The 23,651-nt window shown below is 38.3% G+C and carries 25 protein-coding genes and 1 pseudogene; 15 read left to right on the top strand and 11 right to left on the bottom strand.

Translation table 11 applies throughout. From position 1 onward, the window contains the following. The first annotated feature begins 190 nt into the window (after window positions 1-190). Window positions 191-1,192 carry a DUF3231 family protein gene (locus tag MKZ18_RS13195; RefSeq protein ID WP_144593674.1) on the top strand — a complete coding sequence of 334 codons (1,002 nt, stop codon included), beginning with the start codon at window positions 191-193 and terminating at the stop codon, window positions 1,190-1,192. 128 nt (window positions 1,193-1,320) lie between these two features. Then, entirely contained in the window at window positions 1,321-1,926 is a 606-nt protein-coding gene (locus MKZ18_RS13190) for a hypothetical protein (RefSeq protein ID WP_025909893.1), read from the top strand. 285 nt (window positions 1,927-2,211) lie between these two features. On the opposite strand, the gene MKZ18_RS13185 is transcribed toward MKZ18_RS13190, so the two are convergent. Further along, window positions 2,212-2,457 (bottom strand): hypothetical protein, encoded by a 246-nt coding sequence (locus MKZ18_RS13185; protein ID WP_062686637.1) that lies wholly within the window; start codon window positions 2,455-2,457, stop codon window positions 2,212-2,214. Between the two features lie 287 nt (window positions 2,458-2,744). Here MKZ18_RS13185 and MKZ18_RS13180 point away from each other — a divergent pair, with 287 nt between their 5' ends. Both MKZ18_RS13180 and MKZ18_RS13175 read left to right on the top strand, forming a co-directional pair. After that, complete coding sequence (locus MKZ18_RS13180) at window positions 2,745-3,608, top strand: SDR family oxidoreductase (protein ID WP_025909895.1); 864 nt, start codon at window positions 2,745-2,747, stop codon at window positions 3,606-3,608. Between the two features lie 120 nt (window positions 3,609-3,728). After that, window positions 3,729-4,811 carry an iron-containing alcohol dehydrogenase family protein gene (locus tag MKZ18_RS13175; protein WP_144593673.1) on the top strand — a complete coding sequence of 361 codons (1,083 nt, stop codon included), beginning with the start codon at window positions 3,729-3,731 and terminating at the stop codon, window positions 4,809-4,811. A gap of 58 nt (window positions 4,812-4,869) precedes the next feature. Here the strand turns inward: MKZ18_RS13175 and MKZ18_RS13170 are convergent, their stop codons facing one another. Further along, complete coding sequence (locus MKZ18_RS13170; RefSeq protein ID WP_061786202.1) at window positions 4,870-5,151, bottom strand: hypothetical protein; 282 nt, start codon at window positions 5,149-5,151, stop codon at window positions 4,870-4,872. A gap of 305 nt (window positions 5,152-5,456) precedes the next feature. Between MKZ18_RS13170 and MKZ18_RS13165 the strand changes: the two genes are divergently transcribed. From MKZ18_RS13165 to MKZ18_RS13155, 3 genes are all read left to right on the top strand, one after another. Next, complete coding sequence (locus tag MKZ18_RS13165) at window positions 5,457-5,897, top strand: DUF5392 family protein (protein WP_025909898.1); 441 nt, start codon at window positions 5,457-5,459, stop codon at window positions 5,895-5,897. A gap of 166 nt (window positions 5,898-6,063) precedes the next feature. Then, the gene (gene ppc / locus MKZ18_RS13160) at window positions 6,064-8,823 is read left to right on the top strand and encodes a phosphoenolpyruvate carboxylase (RefSeq protein WP_144593672.1); all 2,760 of its coding nucleotides are present in this window, start codon (window positions 6,064-6,066) and stop codon (window positions 8,821-8,823) included. A gap of 65 nt (window positions 8,824-8,888) precedes the next feature. After that, window positions 8,889-9,035: a hypothetical protein gene (locus tag MKZ18_RS13155; protein ID WP_025909900.1), complete on the top strand. Its 147-nt coding sequence runs from the start codon at window positions 8,889-8,891 to the stop codon at window positions 9,033-9,035. Between the two features lie 53 nt (window positions 9,036-9,088). On the opposite strand, the pseudogene mgrA reads toward MKZ18_RS13155, so the two are convergent. Continuing rightward, window positions 9,089-10,080, bottom strand: a pseudogene (gene mgrA, locus MKZ18_RS13150) (L-glyceraldehyde 3-phosphate reductase). Between the two features lie 154 nt (window positions 10,081-10,234). Here mgrA and MKZ18_RS13145 point away from each other — a divergent pair. Further along, window positions 10,235-11,560, top strand: a complete 1,326-nt coding sequence (locus MKZ18_RS13145; protein ID WP_035320725.1) for a D-serine ammonia-lyase — start codon at window positions 10,235-10,237, stop codon at window positions 11,558-11,560. Between the two features lie 33 nt (window positions 11,561-11,593). Here the strand turns inward: MKZ18_RS13145 and MKZ18_RS13140 are convergent, their stop codons facing one another. After that, on the bottom strand, window positions 11,594-12,799 hold the full coding sequence (locus MKZ18_RS13140; RefSeq protein WP_260864951.1) for a Mur ligase family protein: 1,206 nt from the start codon (window positions 12,797-12,799) through the stop codon (window positions 11,594-11,596). 17 nt (window positions 12,800-12,816) lie between these two features. After that, a complete protein-coding gene (locus MKZ18_RS13135) occupies window positions 12,817-13,128 on the bottom strand; it encodes a Mur ligase domain-containing protein (RefSeq protein WP_260864950.1) in 312 nt (103 codons plus the stop codon). Between the two features lie 550 nt (window positions 13,129-13,678). Between MKZ18_RS13135 and MKZ18_RS13130 the strand changes: the two genes are divergently transcribed. Further along, window positions 13,679-14,368 carry a FadR/GntR family transcriptional regulator gene (locus tag MKZ18_RS13130; protein WP_061786206.1) on the top strand — a complete coding sequence of 230 codons (690 nt, stop codon included), beginning with the start codon at window positions 13,679-13,681 and terminating at the stop codon, window positions 14,366-14,368. Between the two features lie 66 nt (window positions 14,369-14,434). On the opposite strand, the gene fabZ is transcribed toward MKZ18_RS13130, so the two are convergent. From fabZ to MKZ18_RS13115, 3 genes are all read right to left on the bottom strand, one after another. Continuing rightward, window positions 14,435-14,872: a 3-hydroxyacyl-ACP dehydratase FabZ gene (gene fabZ, locus MKZ18_RS13125; protein ID WP_025909904.1), complete on the bottom strand. Its 438-nt coding sequence runs from the start codon at window positions 14,870-14,872 to the stop codon at window positions 14,435-14,437. A 104-nt stretch (window positions 14,873-14,976) separates the two neighbouring features. Beyond that, window positions 14,977-15,156, bottom strand: coding sequence for a hypothetical protein (locus MKZ18_RS13120; protein WP_025909905.1), 180 nt, complete (start codon window positions 15,154-15,156; stop codon window positions 14,977-14,979). Between the two features lie 390 nt (window positions 15,157-15,546). Next, on the bottom strand, window positions 15,547-16,161 hold the full coding sequence (locus tag MKZ18_RS13115) for an NAD(P)-dependent oxidoreductase (protein WP_025909907.1): 615 nt from the start codon (window positions 16,159-16,161) through the stop codon (window positions 15,547-15,549). Between the two features lie 334 nt (window positions 16,162-16,495). Between MKZ18_RS13115 and MKZ18_RS13110 the strand changes: the two genes are divergently transcribed. The 6 genes from MKZ18_RS13110 (at window position 16,496) to MKZ18_RS13085 (ending at window position 21,546) form a co-directional block, all read left to right on the top strand. After that, window positions 16,496-16,672: a hypothetical protein gene (locus MKZ18_RS13110; protein ID WP_167556121.1), complete on the top strand. Its 177-nt coding sequence runs from the start codon at window positions 16,496-16,498 to the stop codon at window positions 16,670-16,672. Window positions 16,673-16,696: 24 nt separating this feature from the next. Continuing rightward, on the top strand, window positions 16,697-18,187 hold the full coding sequence (locus tag MKZ18_RS13105) for a hypothetical protein (RefSeq protein ID WP_144593671.1): 1,491 nt from the start codon (window positions 16,697-16,699) through the stop codon (window positions 18,185-18,187). 134 nt (window positions 18,188-18,321) lie between these two features. Continuing rightward, window positions 18,322-18,867 (top strand): helix-turn-helix domain-containing protein, encoded by a 546-nt coding sequence (locus tag MKZ18_RS13100; RefSeq protein WP_239422052.1) that lies wholly within the window; start codon window positions 18,322-18,324, stop codon window positions 18,865-18,867. Then, a complete protein-coding gene (locus MKZ18_RS13095; RefSeq protein WP_100346442.1) occupies window positions 18,864-19,391 on the top strand; it encodes an IS630 family transposase in 528 nt (175 codons plus the stop codon). The genes MKZ18_RS13100 and MKZ18_RS13095 overlap by 4 nt, the downstream gene beginning before the upstream one ends. A 237-nt stretch (window positions 19,392-19,628) precedes the next feature. After that, the gene (gene cspD / locus MKZ18_RS13090) at window positions 19,629-19,826 is read left to right on the top strand and encodes a cold-shock protein CspD (RefSeq protein WP_025909909.1); all 198 of its coding nucleotides are present in this window, start codon (window positions 19,629-19,631) and stop codon (window positions 19,824-19,826) included. A 142-nt stretch (window positions 19,827-19,968) separates the two neighbouring features. Beyond that, window positions 19,969-21,546, top strand: a complete 1,578-nt coding sequence (locus MKZ18_RS13085; RefSeq protein WP_025909910.1) for a peptide chain release factor 3 — start codon at window positions 19,969-19,971, stop codon at window positions 21,544-21,546. A 32-nt stretch (window positions 21,547-21,578) separates the two neighbouring features. Here MKZ18_RS13085 and MKZ18_RS13080 read toward each other — a convergent pair whose 3' ends face one another. From MKZ18_RS13080 to MKZ18_RS13070, 3 genes are all read right to left on the bottom strand, one after another. Next, window positions 21,579-21,905 carry a DMT family transporter gene (locus MKZ18_RS13080; protein ID WP_025909911.1) on the bottom strand — a complete coding sequence of 109 codons (327 nt, stop codon included), beginning with the start codon at window positions 21,903-21,905 and terminating at the stop codon, window positions 21,579-21,581. Window positions 21,906-22,029: 124 nt separating this feature from the next. After that, window positions 22,030-23,159 (bottom strand): IS3 family transposase gene (locus tag MKZ18_RS13075; protein ID WP_318757758.1). Its coding sequence is split into 2 segments (ribosomal slippage): window positions 22,030-22,880 and window positions 22,880-23,159, totalling 1,131 coding nucleotides; the frame shifts between segments, so codons are not numbered across the junction. Between the two features lie 244 nt (window positions 23,160-23,403). Then, window positions 23,404-23,649 carry a hypothetical protein gene (locus MKZ18_RS13070; RefSeq protein WP_341344555.1) on the bottom strand — a complete coding sequence of 82 codons (246 nt, stop codon included), beginning with the start codon at window positions 23,647-23,649 and terminating at the stop codon, window positions 23,404-23,406. Window positions 23,650-23,651 lie beyond the last annotated feature (2 nt).

Raw genomic sequence — 23,651 nt, 5'->3', positions numbered from 1 at the left:
CATGGCTACATATTATGATTAAAAATGTAAATAGTAGTAGTATCAAAAAAAGTAAAGATATAGAGATGAGAACGCCTAAATTAGAAGCCGTGCTATGTAGTATTGCTTTTAAGGGACTTACTCAGAATTTACATAAGAGATTAATCAAAGGTATTTTATTTATCTTGATAAAGTATAGGAGGCACCATAAATGACAAGTCATATACCACTTAGCTCAAGTGAACTAGCAACGCTATGGATGACGTATCAACAAAAAACAATGTCTCAGCGGTTACTGGAACATTTCATTGAGCATGCACAAGATGAAGAAGCTAAAGAAATTTTAACATCTACGCATAATAAAATTGTTCATTATATAGAAAGAATAAAACAAATTTTTGAACAAGAAGGAGCCGTTGTGCCCGTTGGATTTACAGAACAAGACGTAAATACAGAGGTACCAAAACTTTACGACCACCTATTTGACATTATGTTTTTACGCTTATTAAAGCAAATGAGCATGGGGTTACACACTCTTCATTTAAGCATGGCACATCGTGATGATATCGTGTCTCTATTTCAAGAGCTAACAGAATTTACGCAAGGCGTATATAGCAAATGCGTAGATTATTTACAGAAAAAAGGTGTTCTAGTGAGACCACCTGTGGTATCCATGCCAAAAGAAGTAAAGTTTGCTAAAGGTACAGGGTATATGAATGGTATGAAGCTATTTTCTGAAAAGCGAGCGCTTAATACGGTCGAAGTAGCGCATATTCATTATGCAGTGGAAACAAATATTTTAGGCATGCAAATGATAACAGGATTTGCACAAGCTGCTAATGAGCCAGAAGTACGTAAATATTTTATAAAAGGGAAAGAGTTATCAAAGAAAATTATCGCTAACTATACGCAGCTGCTTCTCGCCAGCGACATTCAAGCTTCATCGACGTGGGCTGGTAAAGCAACAAATTCTCAAATAGCACCATTTTCAGATAAACTCATGATGTACTGCACAAGTATCTTCTGTAGCTTCGGATTGGGAAGCAACGCGCTTGGAACAGCCTTTAGCTTACGAAATGACCTTCCGCTACTTTTAATTGATACGGCTAAAGATATCTTAACCTATGGTCAAGAGGGTGGGAAAATTATGGCAAGGAACGGCTGGATGGAAGAACCACCGCAGATGGAGGATCGAATAGATTTAACAAAATAAAAAAAGTAAAAAAAGTGCAAGACAACCGTTTGTACATGGTAGAAATTACCCTTCATTTCAGTTATTATAAAAGAAAAATGAGTTGTTAGACAATCAGGTGGCTAACCGTAATAGGGTAGGGGAAAGCGATGTTAAAAGAAACGGTAAAAGAGTATATTGAAGTAGAACTAAGAGGAAGTTCGGGACAAAAAGTAGAGCTTTATGAAGAGGAGAAGGATTTTGCAATGAAAAACGAATTAATTCCAGAAGGCGTCACAATTTCTTCCAAAGCTGATTACACTAGATTTGCGGATGCATATGTGGAGAGAGTAGATAAAGAGTCCGAAAATTTATTATCTGAAGAAGCTGCTGGTACATTTTTAAAAGAGCCAATTCAATATGTTAAAAACCATCCGAATGAGTTTATTTATATTGAATGTCAATCATTTGATGTAATTCGTGTTGAAGGGGTTTCTGTAGAGCTTGATGATGTTTTTCGTACGTACAAAGTGCTTTTAGGACTGCGTCAGCCGAAAAAAGTAGGTTCTCATATCAAAGCATTTTTAACAAATCAATTGTCAGAGGGACAAAACAGCTTTCAAGCACTATTTAACGACAAAGACGGTATGTGGGACATTAATATTGATATCGAATCAATGAAAGGATTTGATGAAAACCTTTCTCTACATGATACGTTTGAATTAATTTATCACGTATTGTTTGAGCTAGTTCAGTATATTGATGAGCAAAAATAAAAAAGGATGAACCATAAGTATTTCAGTTAATGATATATCCAAACTATCGCGAGTTAACTGCTTTTGATAGTTTGGGTATTTTTTGTTGGTTCCAAGACAAGTTTAAAAAGCTAGTGAAATGGAGCTTAGGACACGCGACTCCTACGCTCCATTCCACCCTGTTTCCAACATTGTTTTCACAATCAACAAAAAACCTGAACGATTAAAAGTGAGAAACTCTCAATCGTTTAGGTTTATCATTGGCTGAAATCCTTATATCTCAGCCTCTCAATCATGAAGTTAGATTTAGCGACTACCACCATAAATATTACCTGCAGAAGAAGTAATAGTGCCATTGTTGACATTCAACGTATAGGATAGCCCGCCAGAACCAGACCATGTTGAAAGGTTAAACGTGTTTCCGTTAAAGAGTTTATAAATAGAAACGTTGTTGAATGTTAGCGGTACCCCACTTAAACAAGTAGTTGGTGCTTGGTTTGTTTTCGCCATATAAACTGCAGCGTTTACAGATCCTGGCTGCGTAACGACCATTAATCATCCATTTAAATGCTTCGTCTACATCCGTACTGCCTCCCGTGTAGACTTGTCCGAAAGTCGTGGTTGTCGCTTTATCAACTGAACTGCCCTTTGTATAGAGCGTATAGTTAGCTGCTGCAGCTGAGGTTGGTAAGGTAGATAGAAGTAGTCCTCCTGTTAAAGCGATGCATGTGATCATACGTTTACCAAAGTGGTTTCTCTACAGATAATTAATCTATAATGGGTGTATATGGTTGAATGAACCTGTGTTAAACAACCACTAAAATAGAGAGAGTGATAACATGAGTCAATTTCCTGAGTTTAAAGAACAAACAGTATTAATTACAGGTACCTCAAGCGGGTTTGGTTTACTTAGCGCGTATCACCTTGCCAAAGCTGGATATAATATCATCGCTTCAATGCGCAATTTAGAAAAGAAAAGTGCTCTGCTAAGGATGTTAGAAAAAGACAAGTTAAAGGAGAGGGTAACGTTTGTTGAACTAGACGTTACGTCTCAGCGTTCAGTTGACCAGTTAACTGCATTTTTAGATAAGGGTAACGGGGTTGATGTGTTAATTAATAACGCAGGATTTGCGTTTGGTGGTTTTAGCGAAGAAATTCATATAGATGAATACAAAGAGCAGTTTGAAACGAACGTATTCGGTGTCATGAGGGTGACTCAAGCGGTGCTTCCGTTTATGCGAGAAAAGCGCAGGGGTAAAATTATTAATATTAGCAGCATCAGTGGGTTAATCGGCTTTCCGGGATTATCGCCGTACGTATCTTCTAAACACGCACTCGAAGGATATAGTGAAAGTTTACGGCTTGAGTTAAAGCCGTTTGGAATTGATGTTGCTTTAATTGAACCAGGTTCTTATGCGACGAATATTTGGACAACAGGTAAGAAGGTATCGAAGCATTCGTTGAATGAAGGATCTCCTTACCACGCTTATATGCGCGCAATTGAGAATGAGCTACAGGCTGGTGAGAAAAACCTTGGTGACCCTGATCAAGTTGTTTCTTTACTTCTTTCTTTGTGTAACCAATCTCAGATAAAAAAACTTAGATATCCTGTTGGTAAAGGGGTCAAGTTATCCATATCGGTAAAGCGTATGCTTCCGTGGAGCGTTTGGGAGAGAGTCATCATTAAAAAGTTGTTGAAATAAGACATTAAGAGCTTTTACATAAGTGAAAGACTTTTTAGGGTTTGCATGCCAAATTCTTCTATCGTATACTGAGTTAATTAACGAAAAATTAAAAATTATGAAACGATTAAGGAGGACAACATGAGTGAACCCAATATTGTAAGAAGTGGCCCTAATCATTATATTTGTGAAATAGGTGCTGCGAAGAAAATTGACGAGTATATAGCAAGTTTTTCTAGACCAGTAGTTTTTACAGGATTCAAATCATTTGATGCTTTTAATCAATACGGTGTATTGCCTGAACATATTCCAGTTATCCAGCATAAAGGGTATTGTTATGATGAAGATATTCATACCTATGCAAAAGAACTTTATAACGTTGATTTGGTAATTGGAATTGGTGGAGGTATTGTACTAGATAGTGCAAAATCATTAGCGGATTATTTAGACGTTGAAGTTATTCTTGTGCCAACGATTCCTGGAACATGTGCAGCAACAACGCCTCTTAGCGTGATGTATGATGGAGACGGGCAGTACGTTCGCGTTGATTACCATAAGAGAGCGAGCTTTTTAACAGTTGTAGACCCAAAGCTTTTACTTTCATCTCCTGTTAACTATGTTAAAAGCGGCATTGGAGATACTCTAGCAAAATGGTACGAAGCAGATGCGATTATTCGAAACACGAAAAACGCACATGAACTTTCAGCAATGGTATATTCAGGTCTTAATCAAGCAAAATATATTAGAGATATATTGATGGCAGATAGCGAAGCTGCTATTAAAAATTTACAAGAACAGAAGGTTACCCCGGCATTTACGAGGGTAGTAGAATCCATTATTATGATTGCTGGAACCGTTGGAGGATTTGCGGTTCAGTATGGGCGGGTATCAGGTGCTCACGCAGTTCATAATGGACTTAGCTTTGTTGAAGAAGCTCATCATGTTCTTCATGGTCAAAAAGTGACATATGGTATTTTGGTTCAGCTCATGTTAGAAAACCAATTAGAAGTGGTCAAAGAACTTATACCGTTTTACGAAGCGTTAGGGTTTCCGCGCACGCTCTCAAACTTAGGGATTAAAGAAAAAGAAGAAGCTAAACAGCTAGTAGCAACTCATGCAATTAAGGAAGAAGAAGCTCTTCGCTTTATTGGGGATTTTACAAAAGAAGAAGTAATAAATGCAATGGACCAAGTAGAGGACTTCACATTAAGCACACGTCTATAAAGGCAATGAATGAAAGGTATGAAAAAATGCCTCTTAAAAGAGAACAATTTTTCATGCCTTACGTTGTTTTTAGACGTTTATATTCACTAATAAACGTTGAGGGATCTGCTTGAATTTCATATTTGAAAACACCTTGATGAGTATGTAAATACAGTAATCCTTTTTCTGAAGAAAAGGGTTTATATGAAATGTCCAAAACTTGTTCTAGCGTGAAAGACCGCGCGTTACACTTTACTTGAGTAGTGAAAAGCTGGAGTTCGTACTCTTGTTTTATATAATATTGCTGAAAGCGATCAACTTTTCTAACCACATATGAATACATAATGCTGGAAATTAGCATAGTGTAGACTCCCTTCTAAAGGTTTTTGTAGGGCTATGATAGCATGAGAGTGTCAAAAAGCGAAACATTTGACAATGAAACTTACATTTTCTAAAATGATAGTAATTATAGGATGTTGCTCTAAGGGGAGTAGCTTTTACAATAAGGTCGTCAGTACAGAGCATATGCTCTCGGCTTTGTTGGAAACGAGTTCGTTGTTAGCAAGACCTTACCAATAAGCAGGTAGAGGTCTTTTAGGTTATGAACATGCCGCTACCTAATTGGTAACGGCTATTTGCATATTTAAACATAAGGTTGGGGATTTTGTGAAACTATTATCATTACAAATGTCAGCGTATATTCAAAAAGAGGTGGAACAGCTTCAAGAAAAACTTTCACCTTTTACGAAGAAAGTATCACGCTATATGTTTTGGTCACTGCCTCTCATCGCAGTTTCTGTCTTCAATTTAGGGTTTATGCTTTTTACAGATCCTGTTACTCGTGAAGCGCTACCGATGTTAGGTATATATGCTCTGATTGGAGCAATTGGTATGGCGTTATCAAGAGAAACGAAATTAAAGCGTAAAGAAATGCGGAAGGTAGGAGCAGAATACGCAATTGAGCGCATTCAAAAAAGTGAAGTGGTCTCTTCATATCGTAAAGAAGAATACATTGAGCGAATTAAAGCACAGCCGCTTGCAATGATGGCTCATTTTATCCAGTTCTTAAGCGAGGAAGAAAATAGAATGAAACGTGCAAATATGTAACTTTGTAATGACAGGTATTCCTTAGTGAGTACCTGTTTTTTTATATAATAAAAAATATGTTAGGTTTTTTTACATGAAAATTGAATTTATTTATGATATACTGTAACTAGTTTCAATTTTCTAAAAAATGAAACGTTAGATTTTTTGTCAAGGGGTGGAAGAAGAAATGACGGTTTTACAAACTACTGAGCAAGACAACAGCGTCGCATTGCGTCGAGACGTCAAGTTTCTTGGACAACTACTAGGAAATGTATTAATTTATGAGGGTGGACAAGAGTTACTTAATAAAGTTGAAAAAATACGTGAAGTGGCAAAAATACTTCGTGAACATAATAATCAGGATATCTATGAACAGTTAAAATCTGAAATAACAAGCATTGAAGATCCAATGAGACAGCAAGTCATTCGTGCATTTTCTGTTTATTTTCATCTAGTTAATATTGCGGAACAAAACCACCGCATTCGCCGCAAGCGCGAGTATCAGCAGCAAGAAGAAGCAAACATACAGCCTGGATCACTTGAAAAAGCAGTAAGTGATTTGAAAAATAGTGGCGTAACAGCGGACGTTATTACAAAACTTCTTGAAACGCTGTCTTTAGAGTTAATTATTACAGCGCATCCAACAGAAGCAACGAGAAGAAGCGTGCTGGACATCCATAAGCGAATTGCTGATATTTTACAAGCGTTTGAACAAAAATCAGTAACAAAACGTGAACGGGAAGAGTTAGAAGAGCAGCTTTTTAACGAAGTCATGATTTTATGGCAAACGGCTGAACTACGAGATCGTAAGCCGCGCGTAATGGACGAAGTGGCAAATGGATTATACTATTTTGATGAAACGTTGTTTGAAGTATTACCACATATTCATCAAGAGCTGGAGGATTCATTGAAACGCTACTATCCTGAGCAGCAGTGGCAAGTGCCAAACGTTCTGCGTTTTGGATCTTGGATTGGTGGAGACAGAGATGGTAATCCAAACGTAACGCCAAAGGTAACGTGGCAAACCTTAACAAAGCATCGTAGCGTAGCGGTTCGTAAGTATAGAGCAGCTTTATTGAATTTAAGGGAGCGCCTAAGTCAATCAACAAAGCGAGTTTTAATTTTAGAAGATTTAGTGCAATCGGTTGAACAAGAAAAACAGCTTTTGCCTCAAAAGAAAAGATGGCGCGTGCCTCATGAGGTATATCGCTGTAAATTAACGATTATGCTTCATAAGTTAGAATATGTTGGACAAGAAGGTGGGTATAAGCAGGCTGACGAGCTACTTAATGATATTAAGCTTATTCAAAAAAGCTTACGTTTACATCATCCGATGCAATATGAATTGAAAAGCGTTCGTCAATTAATTCGTCAAGTAGAATTGTTTGGCTTCCATTTAGCAACGCTTGATATTCGAAATCATAGCGGTGAACATGAAGCAGCAATTAAAGAGATTTTATATTCAGTTGGCATTGTAGAAGACTATTCTTCCTTGACAGAAAAAGAAAAGTTGGAGCTGCTAAGCGGAATCTTACAAGATCCTCGTCCGCTTATTTCGTTCACTGAAGACTATTCGCCAGAAACAAAGCAAATAATTGAAGCGTTTCAAATGATTAAGCGTGCACATGAAGAATTCGGAAAGCGTTCGATTGAAGTCTACTTAATTAGCATGACCCAATCAGCTAGCGATTTATTAGAAGTAATGGTTTTGGCAAAAGAAGCAGGAATCTATCGTTTGCATGCCAACGGAGAAATTGAAAGTTATTTAAACGTTGCCCCTTTATTAGAAACGATTGATGACTTAACGGCTGGGCCAAAAATTATGGAAGAGCTATTCCAACTTGATTTTTATCGAAAACATTTGGCAGAACAAAATGATTTACAGGAGATTATGCTGGGGTATTCTGATGGAAGCAAGGATGGCGGAACGTTAACAGCAAACTGGAAGCTCTACAAAGCTCAGCAGGAAATTCATGATATGGCGAAGCGCTATAACGTACGCCTTAAATTTTTCCATGGTCGAGGTGGATCTCTTGGTCGAGGCGGTGGTCCATTAAACCGAAGTATTTTATCGCAACCTGCTGAAACGCTAGGAGACGGCGTTAAAATTACAGAGCAAGGAGAAGTATTATCCTCTCGCTATTCGCTATACGACATTGCGCACCGAAGCCTAGAACAAGCGGTTTCAACCTTGCTAACAGCAGCTGCCAAAGTGTCGTCTGAAGCTGAACAAACGGATATTCGTACATCTCAGTGGGAAGAAGCGATGAACATTGCATCAAAAGAAGCGCTTGCTCATTATCAGCATCTTGTGTTTGAAGATCCAGACTTTTTAACATACTTTAAACAAGCAACACCGTTACCAGAGTTAGGTGCTCTTAACATTGGATCTCGTCCAATGAGTCGAAAAGGCAGTGACCGTTTTGAAGACCTGCGAGCTATTCCATGGGTATTTGCTTGGACACAAAGTCGACAGCTTTTGCCTGCTTGGTATGCAGCTGGAACGGGTCTTGTACATCTTATCAAAAAAGAAGGAAGTCTTTCTCTACTGCAGCAAATGTATAAAGAGTGGCCATTTTTCCGCTCAACAATTGATAATTTGCAGATGGCTTTAACGAAAGCAGACTTAATGACTGCGAAAAACTATACTTCAATGGTTGAAGACAAAGCGATTGCTGATCGAATTTTCGGAGCGATTGAGAAAGAGTATACCGAAACGAAAGAAGCAATTCTACAAATTACGGATCAAGAAGAATTAATGGAGCACCTACCGAATATTCAATCGTCTATTCGATTGCGAAATCCATACGTTGATCCGTTAAGCTTCTTCCAAGTCGAACTTATTTCCAAACTTCGTCAAGCAGATGAAGAGCAGGCTGATAGACTTCTACAAGAAGTGTTATTAACTATTAATGGAATTGCGGCCGGCTTGCGTAATACAGGCTGATTTTCTAGCGTATGATGCCCGAAAAAGTGGAGAAGCTAACGGGGTATCAAGCTGGAGGTGATAACATGAGCAATGCAAAAGGACGTTCAAAGAAAAATTTACCGACTGATGCCAATCATGTAAATGCTCAGGAGAAAGCTGAGCAAATGCGTATGACAGATGAGCGCAATCAAAAGCATAATGATGGTCGCAAATACGATGGGAAAATCTAAATGCGCTCTCACAAAAAAACCTTCTACTCTTATCTGGAGAGCAGAAGGTTTTTTTAGCTATTTAAGATGGCATCAATCTGGCGAAGTTCATCTTGCGTAAATGAACGTTTATGAAGGGCTGCAACGTTCTCTTCAATTTGACTTACGCGACTTGCTCCTATGAGGGCAGAGGTAATATTTCCATCTCTTAACACCCAAGAAAGAGCCATTTGAGCTAAGCTTTGATCTCGTTTCTGTGCAATTTGATGAAGTCTTTGCACTTGATTAACCACCTTTGCAGTTACGCGCTTCGCATCTAAAAAGCCGGTTTCTTTTGCTGCTCTCGAGTCTTGTGGAATGCCGTATATGTATTTATTCGTAAGCAACCCTTGCTCAAGCGGACAAAATGCAATGGAGCCAACCTGATGATCTGCTAGCACATCTTGGAGTCCGTCCTCTATCCAACGATTAAACATTGAGTAGCTTGGCTGATGAATGAGAAGGGGTGTGCCGAGTTCATTTAAAATATGCACAGCTTCTTTTGTTTGCTCCGCGCTATAGCTTGAAACACCTATATATAGCGCTTTTCCTTGTTTTACAATTAAATCAAGCGCTTGCATGGTTTCTTCAAGAGGGGTATTAGGGTCAGGGCGATGAGAATAGAAAATATCAACATATTCAAGGCCCATGCGCTTTAAACTTTGATCTAAACTAGCAACAAGGTATTTTTTTGATCCCCATTCTCCATATGGACCTTCCCACATTCGATAGCCCGCTTTTGTAGAGATAATTAATTCATCTCGATAAGAGGAAAAGTCTTCATTTAACATTTTTCCAAACATCTCTTCAGCAGAGCCTGGTGGTGGTCCATAGTTGTTTGCTAAATCGAAATGAGTAATTCCTAAGTCAAAAGCCCGTCTTAGCATGGCTTTTCCATTTTCAAACGAATCTACCCCCCGAAATTATGCCAAAGTCCCAGTGACAGTGCGGGAAGCAGTAAGCCAGAGTTTCCACACCTGTTATAAATCATTTCTTTGTACCGCTGTTCATTTGCGCTGTAAGCCATCACACATGTCCCCCTTTTGTTTAATGAAATCGCTTTAATCATAATAGGGAAATCAAAAAAATGTCACTTAATTTATCTTTTGGATTAGCATTAATAAAAGAATAGTTCATGATAAAATGATAATAAAGCATAGACAAAAGAGGGGGGAATAAGGATGGAAATAGAAAAATACGACGTAGTAAGGTTAACAGAAACATTTCCGGTTATAAAAGAACTTATCCAACTCACAGAAACCTGCTGGATGAACCCAAACAAGCAGTCTTTTCAACTACATAAACAAAAGATGCCACTAACTGAGCAGGACGTTAAGGATGCAGAATCAAGGCTTGACCGGTTTGCACCTTATTTACAGAATGTTTTTCCCGAAACGAAAGAAACAAAGGGAATAATTGAGTCACCTTTGATTGCCATTCCTACAATGAAATCGCGTTTAGAAAGCCGTTTTAGCCAACAAATCGAGGGAGAACTTCTGCTTAAGTGTGACCATGACTTGCCCATTTCGGGTTCAATTAAAGCGCGAGGTGGCATTTATGAAATTTTAAAGTATGCTGAAGACTTAGCTATTAAACATAACATGCTTTCGTTTGAAGATGATTACCGAAAGTTTGATAGTGAAAAATTTCGTTTGTTTTTTCAGCAGTATACAATCGCGGTAGGGTCGACTGGGAATTTAGGATTAAGTATTGGAATAATTAGTGCTAAGCTTGGCTTTCAAGTAACCGTTCACATGTCAGCTGATGCCAAGCAATGGAAAAAAGATTTGTTAAGAAGTAAAGGGGTAACGGTTATCGAGTACACAGATGACTACAGTAAAGCTGTAGAAGAAGGGCGTAAGCAGTCATCACTTGATCCAATGTGTTATTTTGTAGATGATGAAAATTCAAAGCATTTATTTTTAGGTTATGCTGTAAGCGCCATTCGTTTGAAAAAGCAGCTTGCTGCAATGAAGGTCAAAGTAGACAAAAACCATCCTTTATTCGTGTATTTACCGTGTGGAGTTGGAGGTGGTCCAGGCGGAGTGGCTTTTGGCTTAAAGCTTATGTATGGCGATGATGTTCGCTGCTTTTTTGCTGAGCCAACCCACGCACCTTGTATGTTGTTAGGTTTAGCAACAAATCTTCATGATAAAATTTCTGTGCAAGATATTGGTCTTGATAATATAACTGAAGCAGATGGATTAGCCGTAGGAAGGCCATCAGGGTTTGTTGGTCAAGTAATTGGTCCAGTTCTAGAGGGGAGCTACACAATCAGTGATGATGAAATGCATCGATTGTTAGCAGAGTTGGCTGATAGCGAAGGAATTGAATTAGAGCCATCAGCACTAGCCGGTATGATGGGACCAGTAATGACAAACAGACAGCTGTCTCGACAAACACTTGAACATGCGACTCATATTGTATGGGCAACAGGTGGAAGCATGGTACCACTAGCAATAAAAAAAGAGTACTATGAAAAGGGAAAACTGGCTTTAAGGAGATGATAAAAACTCCCCTCATGCATATGAGGGGAGTTTTTATAATGCTACATAATAAGATTCAATAATAGCTTCATCGGAGTGAGGAATATACTCTCCTTTTACAATTTGCGACCCGTTGATACAGCCGCTGGTTAATAAAATAACATCATTTGCTCCTCCAAGCTCTAAGGATTTTAAGACTCCTTCTCTTCTCGTTGGAGCTCGGTGAAGGTTCGAAGCATTGGGATGAGCAAATCCTGTAAATACTTGGTCAATGATATCGTTAGGGTTATGAAAGCCAGGATGGTCAACGGTAACAACAACTTCATCCACTTGTCCCTCAATGATGCTGGCCATTTTGGGCATTTTGTTAAAGTCTCGGATGCCAATTCCAGCAATCATCACAATTAAACGATTATATGTTAATTTTTTTACTTCTTGCAAAAGTCGAGTTAGAGCTACAGGCGTATGAGCATAGTCAAGGATAATCTTTTGATTTTGTGGCCCTTCAATTACTTGGAAACGCCCTTCAGGACTAGCGAGCTGTGGTAGAACGTTAAGAATATCCTCAATGTGAAAATTAAGCAGTAGCGCTGTACCGATAGCTGATAGCACATTAGCAATATTATATTCGCCAAACACAGGGACGGTTACTGGATAAATGTTGTCGTTATAATGAAGCTCAAACGTTGTTCCTTTTTCTTCTACGCTGATAGAATCAGCACGCAGCGTTGCGTTGGAGTTCTTGTTGAGACTATAAGTAACCATTGGATTTTTAAATAGTTGAAGCAAATCTTTTCCCATCAAATCATCATCAACGTTTATAACAGCCGTTTTGGCTTGTTCAAATAGCTTCATTTTACAGTTTTTATAGTGTTCCATCGTTTTATGATACTCAAGGTGTTCTTCTGAGAAATTTGTATGAATAGCGACATCGAATAAAATTCCTTCAACGCGCTTTTGATCAATGGCAATGGATGAAACCTCCATGACAGCTGCCTCATCTCCGAATGTTTCTAGGTCATGAAAAATTTGGTGCAAATCAATTGATTCAGGCGTTGTGGGGGTGCTTTTTTGATAGGTTAATTTTTTATGTGAAGACCAAATCCCCGTCGTGCCAATTGAACCTGTTGGTAATCGGAGTAGCGTTAATAATGAACGTACGTAAGCTGCTACTGTTGTTTTCCCGTTTGTACCAGTTACGCCAATTGTTTTGAGCTTTTCATCCGCTTGTTGGAAATAGAACTTAGAAATCTTTGCCATTGTTTTTCGAACATCATCTACAACGATAAACGTACAGTGCGGATACTTATCATGAAGTTGTTGAAAACAACGATAAACGTACAGTGCGGATACTTATCATGAAGTTGTTGAAAACAACGATGAACGGATCCAAAGACTCCTACAGCTCCTTTTTGAATAGCTTCTTCTATAAATTGATATCCGTCCGCGTTTTCGCCTTTCATGCTAAAAAATAATGACGAGTTTTTGACATGTTTCGAGTGATAAGCGAGATGTAAGACGCGCTGAGAAGTTGGGCCGACTAGTTGCTTAATTTGAATGTCAGGTAACTGTTCAAAGTTTAGTATCATGATTTTCCTCACCATTTAGTTTATTTTACAAGTTAACTTGCAGAAATTACCGTTTATAATGTTCTTACTATTTGTCAGTTTGAATTGAACTATTCGCAAGAACATATATGAACCATACAAAATATCTAAATAGAATTTCAAATTCTGACTCTTTTCCCTTAAAATAAGAGTGATAAACAAGGGGTAATATGGAAAAAAACCTTTTTAATCCTTGGTATCTCGCTATTTACAAAGAAGTTTGCTGCTGTATAGTGAAAAGGGAAATAGTGGAATGTTATGTCAAAAAAAACATGAACATTCATTCATTTATGATTTGTTTTCATGTGAAAATTGTGATAATTATAGAAATTTTTTTACATTTTTTTAAAAATTAATGTATACTTGTAATACAAAGAAATTTTAAAGCGGTTACATATGAGAGGTTTACACTTCATCAAGGGGACTCAGTACAGATTAGTTGGGATCTTACATCGCGTAAATCCCTCTTTCGTGCAGGGAGAAGAATGTTGTAGACGAATAAGACAAAAAGCAAACAGAGAGGGGAATAATAATGTTTGTACCAATTGAGCGTAAGAAAGTATCAAGTCAAGTTCTTGATCAGTTAAAGAAGATGATAAAGGAAAAGACTTTTCCGCCTGAATCTCGCTTACCATCTGAGCATGAGCTTTCGAAAATGTTTGGCGTTAGTCGTGCACCTATTCGTGAAGCGTTAAGCGTTTTGTCAGCTAGTGGATTAATTGAATCCAGACAAGGTGGAGGAAGCTATGTTAAGCGAGTAAACTTAGCAGGCATGCTTGATCCGATGACGTTTGAAATGGTTGAAGCAGACCAGGTGTTAGAATTAGTTGAGATGCGAATTATCATTGAATCAGAAGCGGCAAGCCTAGCGGCTATTCGTCATACCGAAGAAGAACTACTAGAAATTAAAGAATCGTTAGAAGCATTCAAAGGAACGATTAAAAATAGTGCTGAAATTGGTTATGAAGCAGATTATCGCTTTCACCATGATATTGTAAAAGCGGCACATAATTCATTTTTGCTTCACACAGTAGAGAACTTGGGTCATCTATATCGCAAAGCGTTAGCGTATTCGTTAACGCAAAGGCCTGAGAGTCGCAAGCAGGTTCATGAAGATCATGATCGCATCTTTGAAGCAATTAAAAATAGAGATGCTCAAGGTGCAGCAGAAGCAGTTCGTGAACATTTAGAGCATGTTCGTATGAAAGTGAGGCAAGGATAATAGATTCACAAAAAAGAACGCTAGCAATGGCGTTCTTTTTTGTGGCTTCCAAATGCTCTAAAGTAGTTATGCTTGTTTTGGATCAAACAATGCAAACGTTACGTCCGCTTCACAAGCCACTTCGCCATCGACCGACGCAACAGCACGAGCTTTCGCAATCGTACCGCGCACGCGTGTCATTTCTACTTCTAAACGAAGCTGATCGCCAGGAACAACTTGCTTTTTAAAGCGACAGTTGTCGATACCTGCAAATAAGCCAAGTTTTCCTTTGTTATCATCTTTTTTCAACATAACAACGGCGCAGACTTGAGCAAGTGCTTCTACAATTAGAACACCTGGCATAACTGGATATTCAGGAAAGTGTCCGTTGAAAAATTCTTCATTAGCCGTCACGTTTTTAATACCTACGGCACTTTTGCCTTCTTCTACTTCAATAATACGGTCCACTAGTAGAAATGGATAGCGGTGAGGGATAATTTCTTTAATTTGCTCAATTGTTAGCATAATGGTCTCTCCTTTATGTAAAAACTTATACCTGATACTAGTATCAAACTATATACGTACAAAGTCAACTTGTAAAGAGTAAAATTAATAAAAGTGCATGGATCTCATTTCGGTTCCGTTAATAAGATTTGGGTAAAGCGATAAGTGAAATAACATTGTCCAAATAAACCTAACATTCCAAGTGGAATTAAGAAAAGGTATCTTTCAGAATACAGCATGCTAATAGAAAAGAGTAAAAAGCAGGCCGTGATTGTTAATAGATGAATGACTAGTTTACGTGTCATGAATTAGACCTCCCTCTTATAAGAATCGTATACCATATTTTATTATATTTAGTTATGTTTGGATTTTTATAAAAAGAGGGTGGGACATAACAAAACAAATTTCCAAAAAGACGAACACTCTCTTTTCTCACCTCTTTACGTTGTCAGAACCATTCGTTCCATTGCGCTACGGCCACTCGCTTTCCGCGGAGAGGAAATTGAGCTTCCTCGCTGCGCTGCGGGATCTCAGTTTCCCTCTCTTTCCTCCAGGAGTCGAGTGTCCTACGCTCCATTCCACCCTGTTTCCAACATTGTTTTCACAATCAACAAAAAACCTGAACGGTTAAAAGTGAGGAACTCTCGATCGTTCAGGTTTATCATTGGCTGAATTACCTATGTCTCAGCCTCTTTTTAATAGGAAAGAGCCACGGATTGTTTTAAATGAATTTCTGCATTTGCTGCGTGTAATAAAAAGTGGGCTACGTCTGCGCGGCTAATGTTTTTGCTGTCTTCAGGTACACCCGTCACAGCTTTTCGATACTGAGCGGTTACGGGGCCATTTGTTAACCCCATTGGTCGAGCGACTGTCCAATGAAGGTTGCTTGTTTTTAGCAGTTGAACAGCTTTTAAATGGTCGCGTAGTGGATTTTTTAAAATATTTTGAGCAAGCCAACCTGTCATACCTGGAATTTCTCCTTCAATTCCAGCTGAAGCAGTATATAAGATTCGGTGTAAGCCTTGCTCTTGCATTGCTTTAATAATAGTAGATGTTGCTTCTTCTAAAAATGTAGAAGGGCCTAATCCATCAGTTCCTAAGCAAGAAACAACAGCATCGTGGCCTGTAATAGCATGAGCCACCTGAAAGGAATCCGTTACATTTCCTTCTATAATATGCAAATTGCTATTTGTTATTGTTAGCTTATCTGGTGTTCGAACGAATGCTGTGACGAAATGTCCTTCTTCTAAAGCCTGATTCACGAAAGCTTGTCCAGTGCGTCCGCTAGCTCCAAATACAACAAATTTCATGATCATCATCCTTTTCTGTAGAATTACTATCCCATATCCTTCTTATAAAAAATATTCTATACGTAACATAGCATATTTCGCGGTGAATTTCTCACAAAAAGTATGGAATTGCTGAAAAAAACAGAAAACTAGCGTTTTAATAAGAGATTTGCAAGATGAAGGAAAAAGGAACGAGGCTTGTACCTGCCGTCTGACAAAAGGATGTCTAATTTTAAAACTCTTGTCATAGACTGTCTAGAAAAGAGAGAATTGAACGAACGGTTTATAAAGGTGTTTTTTAATAGAAAGCGAACTTTGTATATAAGCATATGGAGCGAAAAGGGAGCGATGAGGAATGGGAAAAAAGATAAGCAAGGTTCGGATTGGTGTTGTATTGATAGGGCTACCACTCGTTTTTGTCATCGTATCCATCATCACAAAAGACTGGCGATATTTAACGTGGAGTATACCACCTGCGTTAATGTCTTGTTGGACTGCACTTGTTGTTTTACGAAAGCAAGAAGAGTCTTAAAAGCCAAAAAAAGGAGATGGGGAAATGAATGGTCAACAGCTTCTTTATAGTTTGCTAACAGCGAATGGACAAGGGTTACAAAGTGCGTTTGTCATAAGTAAACATAAAATATCCAAGCTACAACCAACTTTGCCAAACGAAAAGGATGAACACATCCAGTTTCAGCAAAATCTCCAGCAGGATATGAAAAAAATTGCTAAGCAGCCAGAGGTCGATTTGCATCTTCAGCTGTTTTTACATATGGCTGAATACTTTCGACTGCCTGTTTCTCACACTACAACAAATGGAGAACTATACGAACTTAGTGAAGAAATAGGCAATATGTTTGTCGCAAAGTATAATGAATTGTTTTCAATTGCTCGCTGTCATTCCCTAGACGATGTTTTGCGTCATCAAATTCGTTTGTTTATTCACCTTGCAGATTCACAGTACTTAATCGCTTCAAAGCGTGAGCAGATGCTGTTACAAACAGCTCTTTTAACGTGGATTGAGCAGTTACCAAGCTTATATCAAGATCGGATTCTAGAACTATTCAGCAGAGAAGTCACTCAAAAAGCAATGGAAGAGGTCTTACAGAGACAGGGAATTATCAGCTTTTTTAAGCAACTTCCTCCAAGTGCATACGATCTACTATCATCTTTACTTTGTGCAGTAATGCCTTTGTTTGTGCCTATGCAGCATGCACCGTCACTTCTAGTTGGTTTCAATGCACCGCTATGGACGTTAGCGAGCTTGGAAAGTCATGAAATTGTAGCCAAGCGTAAGGAAGCAGAACCTTTTTTACCGCTGTTAGCGACCGTTGTTCATTTAATGTGGATGTGTAAGCTTGAGCACCAAGATGAGTTGCTTAATTACCAATCTTTGTTAATTAAGTGGTCATCTGTGTATCATCGGTATGAAGATTTTCAAATAAAAAAAGAGCAGGCTCAGTTTGACGTCGAGCGTCTTGAGGGCCTTATTTATAATGGAGAGCAAGATATTAAAGAGCTTAAAGGTATAGAAAGACAGCTTACTAAAAAAATAGATAGCTTAAAAGAGTCCATTCGCCATCAGCTTAATCAAATGGATTTAAAAACGCTAAACTGCGGCCTTGTTATGAAAAGGATGGTTCAGGAGCATGAAGCCTTAAAGGAAGATGTAGATGAATTAAAAAGAAAGCTTTCAATAAAAGGCGATATCATGGAACGAATTCGACTTACGTTTCGTTCAGCTGAGCGCATAGTAAAAAGTAAAGTAAAGGAAGTTGAGCGCAAAAAAATACTGATGCAAATGACGGATTTTATTTTAGCGAACCGGCTTCCAATCTGTGTGGATATACAAAATGAAATTGAAGAATTACAGGAGCGTTTAACAAGCACGCTGTTGAAGCTTAATCAGCATATTGAATTGCTGGACGAAACAAAAAGTTCTCGAGGGCTAACGAGCGGTAAACTTAAGCGATACGAAGCAGAAATTAAGCGCTTGGAGAAAGTCTATTATGGATTAGCTGTCAGAGAATTAGAGTCAATTTCGTAGATTAGATAAGCTGATAGATAAATATGAGTTACCCTAAATTTAGCCTATATAAGTTTGATTTTAATTTCCGACGTGCTTATTTTTAAAAAAATGCGTCCATACTGTTCCTAAGATAATCATAAGGGAGTAGATGGATGATGAAAGTTCTACGTATTACAAATGACCATGGATGGACACCTGCTGACTTACGTCAATACGAAAAAACCATTCAAAACGTGAAAATGAGACAACGCGTCATGACGATTCGGCTCATCATGGAACGCTATACAGGAAAAGAAGTATCTCAGCTTTTGAATCTTCACCGTGAAACCGTGTCTATCTATGTCAAAACCTTTAATCAATATGGGATGGATGGTTTAGTCACCCGTCAGTATTCTACCGGTAAACCTGCTTATTTAACCCAAGAAGAAAAAGAAGAACTTCGACGCATGATCTTAGAAAGTACACCGGAAAAAGAAGGATTTGGGATTGACGCTAACTGGGATACACGTGTGATTCAACATGTCATCTACGAAAAATTTTCAGTCACCATGAGTCGAAGTGGCATTTATCGAATGTTGACGGGCATGGGATTGAGTTACACTAGACCTACTTATACCTTAGCAAAGGCGGATCAAAACGAACAAAAGCAATTCCTGCAAGACATGGAGATGGTAAAAAAAACCTCTCGGGCGATATGATTTTACTTTATGAAGATGAAAGTCGAATCCACGCCTATCAAGCTTTACGATCCACATGGTTTCAAAAAGGGAAACAAAAACAAGTCCCTACTTTTGGGCACCATGCAGCTGTTAGTCTATTTGGAGCTGTCAATGTCTTAAATGGCGACTTTCTCTGCCAAGTAGCTGACAATTGTAAAGCCCCAGCTTTTCATTCCTTTATGAAGTATGTGCTCGACTATTACCCAAATAAAGTCATTATTATGGTGTTGGATCGTGCTCGTATTCATGATGCAAAAGAGTTACAGCCCTTTTTTGAACAGCATGAGGATCGACTCATTCGTTTCTTTCTGCCGAAGTACTCGCCCAATTTGAACCCCGTTGAACGGATTTGGAAATGGCTGAAAGAAACCGTCATCCAAAATCGATTCCATCCTAACAAAGCAGCTATTCAAGAGTCTGTTTCTTCTTTTCTAGCTTTTTTGGAGGGGGCATCTGAGCAAATTTTAAAAAGAATAGCCGGTGTTCATATGCCGGATTATTAAGTAAAAATTATATAGGTTATTATGAATAAAAAAAGCAAAAAAAGCACGATTTCTTTGAAAAAAATGAGTAAAAGTTTACACAAATCCCTTTGAAATTTTTTTGATAATTTGGTACAATAAAGTTGCTTATTTTTGTTCCATAAGGATAGTTCGATGGGTTTCGTCTTGACTTATTGTAAGAGCAAGAATGGAGTAATACACAAGGTGTAGCTTGCTGCACGAGGAGGAAAAGAGATTATGTTACAAGGTAAAGTAAAATGGTTCAACGCTGAAAAAGGTTTCGGTTTCATCGAAGTTGAAGGACAAGACGATGTATTCGTACACTTCTCAGCTATCCAAGGCGAAGGCTTCAAAACTTTAGAAGAAGGCCAAGAAGTTACATTTGAAATCGTTGAAGGTGCTCGTGGACCACAAGCTGCTAACGTTCAAAAGTAATTCTTTTTATAGGATTATCAGGGGCTCCCAAATGGGGGCCTTTTTTCTTTTCCTTCGAAAAAGGCTGGTCATCTTGTATAAAAAAAGCGTATAATGAAATGATGAAAATAGGAATTGTATAGTAGAAAGGATAATTAAACTTATGAGCAATCAACAGCAACAGCAGATGGTCGACTCACGTCGTACGTTCGCCATCATTTCCCACCCGGATGCTGGAAAAACAACATTAACTGAAAAAATGTTATTACTAGGTGGAATGATTCGTTCTGCTGGAACAGTTAAAGGTAAAAAGTCAGGAAAGTTTGCAACATCTGACTGGATGGAAATTGAAAAGCAGCGTGGAATCTCCGTTACATCAAGTGTAATGCAGTTTGAATATAAAAATCATTTTATCAACATCCTAGATACACCTGGACACGAAGACTTCAGTGAAGATACATATCGAACACTAACAGCGGTAGATAGTGCTGTCATGGTTATTGATGGAACAAAGGGAATCGAAGCGCAGACGTTAAAGTTATTTAAAGTGTGTCGTATGCGCGGGATTCCAATTTTAACATTTATCAATAAGCTAGATCGTGAAGGAAAAGATCCTCTAGAGCTATTGGAAGAAATTGAAGAAGTACTTGGAATTGAGTCTTACCCAGTGACGTGGCCGATTGGCATGGGGAAAAGATTCCAAGGTACGTACGATCGCTTTTCGAAGCAAATCGAAGTGTACCAAGGAAATAAAGAATCATATTTTGCAGACTTTGACGGTGAAAACATTGATGATGAAGTGAAAAAGCATGTGGATGAAATGTATTTGCCAACGCTTGTGGATGAATTATCTCTTCTTGATGAAGCAGGTAACGATTTTTCAATTGAAAAAGTAAAGCAAGGCCTTTTAACACCTGTATTCTTTGGTAGTGCGATTGCAAACTTTGGAGTACAGTCGTTTTTCAATTCATTTTTGCAATTAACATCACCACCACAGCCGCGTGAATCATCTGTTGGAACAATTCAACCAACGGATAACAATTTCTCAGGCTTTATCTTTAAAATTCAAGCAAATATGAACCCAGCTCACCGCGATCGAATTGCCTTTGTACGCGTGTGCTCAGGGAAGTTTGAGCGTGGCATGAACGTAACGCTTGCTCGTACAAATCGTAAAATGAAGCTTGCTCAGTCACATCAATTTTTAGCATCAAGTCGTGAGACGGTGGATACAGCATATCCAGGTGACATTATTGGTTTGTATGATTCTGGTACGTATCAAATTGGAGATACGATTGTCGGCGATGGTAAAGTGTTTCAATTTGATGCGCTTCCGAAGTTTCCACCCGAGCTATTTGTGAAAGTACGTGCTAAAAATGCCATGAAATCAAAGCATTTTGAAAAAGGAATTAACCAGCTTGTACAAGAAGGAGCGGTTCAGCTCTATCGTACACCGTTCTTTGGAGATTATATTTTAGGTGCTGTTGGTGAGCTTCAGTTCCAAGTGTTTGAACACCGTATGAAAGGTGAGTATAACGTAGATTTAGAGTTTGTTCGCATGTCTCATAGCATTGCAAAATGGGTGGACAAAGAGACGATTAAGGATAGCATGTTTGACTCTCGCGTTATGCTTGTTGAAGATCGGGATGGGCATGCTGTACTCATGTTTGAAAATGATTTTGTATGGCGCTTATTCCAAGATAAGTATCCTGACGTGAAGTTTTTAGATCCATTTAATTTATAAAAAAAACGCTTGGCGGTTGCCAAGCGTTTCTTTTAATGCGCAAATGACTTTAAATTTAAAATGACAACTCCTGCAATAATTAACGTAATGCCAATGACCATTGAGATGCTGCCGCTTTCCTTCCAAATCACAACACCGATAATAGCTGTAAGGGCAGTTCCTACTCCTGACCAAATTGCGTAGGCAATGCTCAGTGGAATTTGTTGAAGAGAAGCAGAGAGTGAATAAAACGCAACTCCAAATCCAACGATTACACCAATGCTTGGCCAGAGTTTTGTAAATCCTTGAGATGCTTTTAACATGGATGTTCCAAAAAGTTCCGCTGTAATAGCAAGTGCTAGAAATAAATAGGCTTGCATCTGAATTCACCCCTCGCTACGTAAAAAATATTTTTTACGACGTATACTGTAAGATATGCTAAATTTAACTTCGACATCTTATCATAGGATGAAAATGGAATGTCAACACTAAACTGGACAAAAATTATAAGGGCTGTTGTTTAAATTCAGCAGGCGTTAAATAGGCCAATGTTCCGTGAATTCGAATGTTATTGAACCAATGCACATAATCGTTAAGTTCAAGAGCTAGTTGTTCAAGGGAAGAGAAATGAGCTCCGTTAGCGAACTCTGTCTTAAATACCTTAAATGTCGCTTCAGCTACAGCGTTGTCATAAGGGCATCCTTTCATACTCAGTGATCGTTTGATACCAAACGTATCAAGTGCCGTTGAAATAAGCTTGTTATCAAACTCTTTCCCACGGTCTGTATGAAACATTTTGACATCATTCAAATTCGCTTGGATGCTTGCAATGGCTTGATACACAAGCTCTGCTGTCTTATTCACACCAGCACTATGACCAATGATTTCTCGATTAAAGAGGTCGACAAATAGGCATACATAATGCCACTTTTTTCCGACACGGACGTATGTTAAATCGCTGACTATGACAGCTAACGGTGCTTCTTGTGTAAATTGGCGTTGTAATTCGTTCTTAACAGGAGTTTCATTACAAGTTGATCGATGTGGTTTAAATTGTGCCACAGTGTAGTTTGAAACAAGACCCATTTCGTTCATTAATCGACCAATTCGGCGACGTGAAACTTGCTTGGCTTTAGGTAATTTTGCTAATACTTTTTTGATCTTTCGTGTGCCATAATTATTACGGCTTTCTTTGAAAATACGCATAATTTCTCTAGAAAGCTCTTTATCTTCAGCTTTCTTCGCGCATTCGTTCCTTTCATCGGCATGATAATAATAAGTACTTTTTGGAATATTGAGGACGTCACACATTGCTGATACTGAATATTTGTGAGAATTGTTACGAATCACATTTATTTTCGTCCCATGATCAGCGCTGCTTGCTTTAAAATATCGTTCTCCATCAGTAAACGTTGGTTTTCTTTACGTAATCGAGCAAGTTCATTTTCTTCTTCTGTTCGATTATCTTTCGCAGCGAATGAACCAGATTCAAGATAGTTTTTAATCCAACGATCTAAAGCAGATGGTGTAATATCATATTCTCTGGCAATATCTGCGCGAGATTTGCCATTTTCATAAAGCTTCACTAATTGCAGTTTAAATTCGGGTGTAAAAGTTCGACGTTGACGTGTCATAGTAGCACGCTCCTTAAGTTAATAGTCTAAGTTTACATCCCCTTATTTTATCTGTCCAACTTAGTGTAGCCTATCCAAAAAACTCGCTACTATTTTTTCTTCGATAGGTAATCCACAGTTTCTTGCTTTCCTAAAGCGGCATGTCCTTGTTTTTTGTTATAGTTTAATATCACTTTAATTTCATGAACCTCACAATCATCGCTTAGTGCGTGAAGGCCTGATAAAAAAGGGATAAGGTGGTTTATCATATCGAATTCTGAGGCTGCATTTTGAAGGTAATCAATGGGGGGACGTAACCAATTTTCTGATAAAATGCTAGGACATTAATTCGTTCATGAAACGTTTGAACCACTTCTTCCTGTGACATATCTGGATAAGACAAGGAAAATACGTTGCGAACGGGAGTCTTAAGCCATTTTGTTAAGCATGTTTGCGGATTATTCACAACTGCTTTAGCACCTTTTAAATAGCCGGCTAATATGAGGGACATAA

Source organism: Priestia sp. FSL W8-0001 (assembly GCF_038050335.1).
In the GTDB taxonomy this organism is placed as follows: domain Bacteria; phylum Bacillota; class Bacilli; order Bacillales; family Bacillaceae_H; genus Priestia; species Priestia flexa.
This window is presented reverse-complemented; position numbering and strand designations above follow the sequence as displayed.

Coding starts and splice junctions, on each gene's coding strand:
- MKZ18_RS13195 (WP_144593674.1), top strand. CDS start 191: ATGACAAGTCATATACCACTTAGCTCAAGTGAACTAGCAACGCTATGG.
- MKZ18_RS13190 (WP_025909893.1), top strand. CDS start 1,321: ATGTTAAAAGAAACGGTAAAAGAGTATATTGAAGTAGAACTAAGAGGA.
- MKZ18_RS13185 (WP_062686637.1), bottom strand. CDS start 2,457: ATGGTCGTTACGCAGCCAGGATCTGTAAACGCTGCAGTTTATATGGCG.
- MKZ18_RS13180 (WP_025909895.1), top strand. CDS start 2,745: ATGAGTCAATTTCCTGAGTTTAAAGAACAAACAGTATTAATTACAGGT.
- MKZ18_RS13175 (WP_144593673.1), top strand. CDS start 3,729: ATGAGTGAACCCAATATTGTAAGAAGTGGCCCTAATCATTATATTTGT.
- MKZ18_RS13170 (WP_061786202.1), bottom strand. CDS start 5,151: ATGCTAATTTCCAGCATTATGTATTCATATGTGGTTAGAAAAGTTGAT.
- ppc (WP_144593672.1), top strand. CDS start 6,064: ATGACGGTTTTACAAACTACTGAGCAAGACAACAGCGTCGCATTGCGT.
- MKZ18_RS13155 (WP_025909900.1), top strand. CDS start 8,889: ATGAGCAATGCAAAAGGACGTTCAAAGAAAAATTTACCGACTGATGCC.
- MKZ18_RS13145 (WP_035320725.1), top strand. CDS start 10,235: ATGGAAATAGAAAAATACGACGTAGTAAGGTTAACAGAAACATTTCCG.
- MKZ18_RS13140 (WP_260864951.1), bottom strand. CDS start 12,799: ATGGCAAAGATTTCTAAGTTCTATTTCCAACAAGCGGATGAAAAGCTC.
- MKZ18_RS13135 (WP_260864950.1), bottom strand. CDS start 13,128: ATGATACTAAACTTTGAACAGTTACCTGACATTCAAATTAAGCAACTA.
- MKZ18_RS13130 (WP_061786206.1), top strand. CDS start 13,679: ATGTTTGTACCAATTGAGCGTAAGAAAGTATCAAGTCAAGTTCTTGAT.
- fabZ (WP_025909904.1), bottom strand. CDS start 14,872: ATGCTAACAATTGAGCAAATTAAAGAAATTATCCCTCACCGCTATCCA.
- MKZ18_RS13120 (WP_025909905.1), bottom strand. CDS start 15,156: ATGACACGTAAACTAGTCATTCATCTATTAACAATCACGGCCTGCTTT.
- MKZ18_RS13115 (WP_025909907.1), bottom strand. CDS start 16,161: ATGAAATTTGTTGTATTTGGAGCTAGCGGACGCACTGGACAAGCTTTC.
- MKZ18_RS13110 (WP_167556121.1), top strand. CDS start 16,496: ATGGGAAAAAAGATAAGCAAGGTTCGGATTGGTGTTGTATTGATAGGG.
- MKZ18_RS13105 (WP_144593671.1), top strand. CDS start 16,697: ATGAATGGTCAACAGCTTCTTTATAGTTTGCTAACAGCGAATGGACAA.
- MKZ18_RS13100 (WP_239422052.1), top strand. CDS start 18,322: ATGATGAAAGTTCTACGTATTACAAATGACCATGGATGGACACCTGCT.
- MKZ18_RS13095 (WP_100346442.1), top strand. CDS start 18,864: ATGATTTTACTTTATGAAGATGAAAGTCGAATCCACGCCTATCAAGCT.
- cspD (WP_025909909.1), top strand. CDS start 19,629: ATGTTACAAGGTAAAGTAAAATGGTTCAACGCTGAAAAAGGTTTCGGT.
- MKZ18_RS13085 (WP_025909910.1), top strand. CDS start 19,969: ATGAGCAATCAACAGCAACAGCAGATGGTCGACTCACGTCGTACGTTC.
- MKZ18_RS13080 (WP_025909911.1), bottom strand. CDS start 21,905: ATGCAAGCCTATTTATTTCTAGCACTTGCTATTACAGCGGAACTTTTT.
- MKZ18_RS13070 (WP_341344555.1), bottom strand. CDS start 23,649: ATGTCCCTCATATTAGCCGGCTATTTAAAAGGTGCTAAAGCAGTTGTG.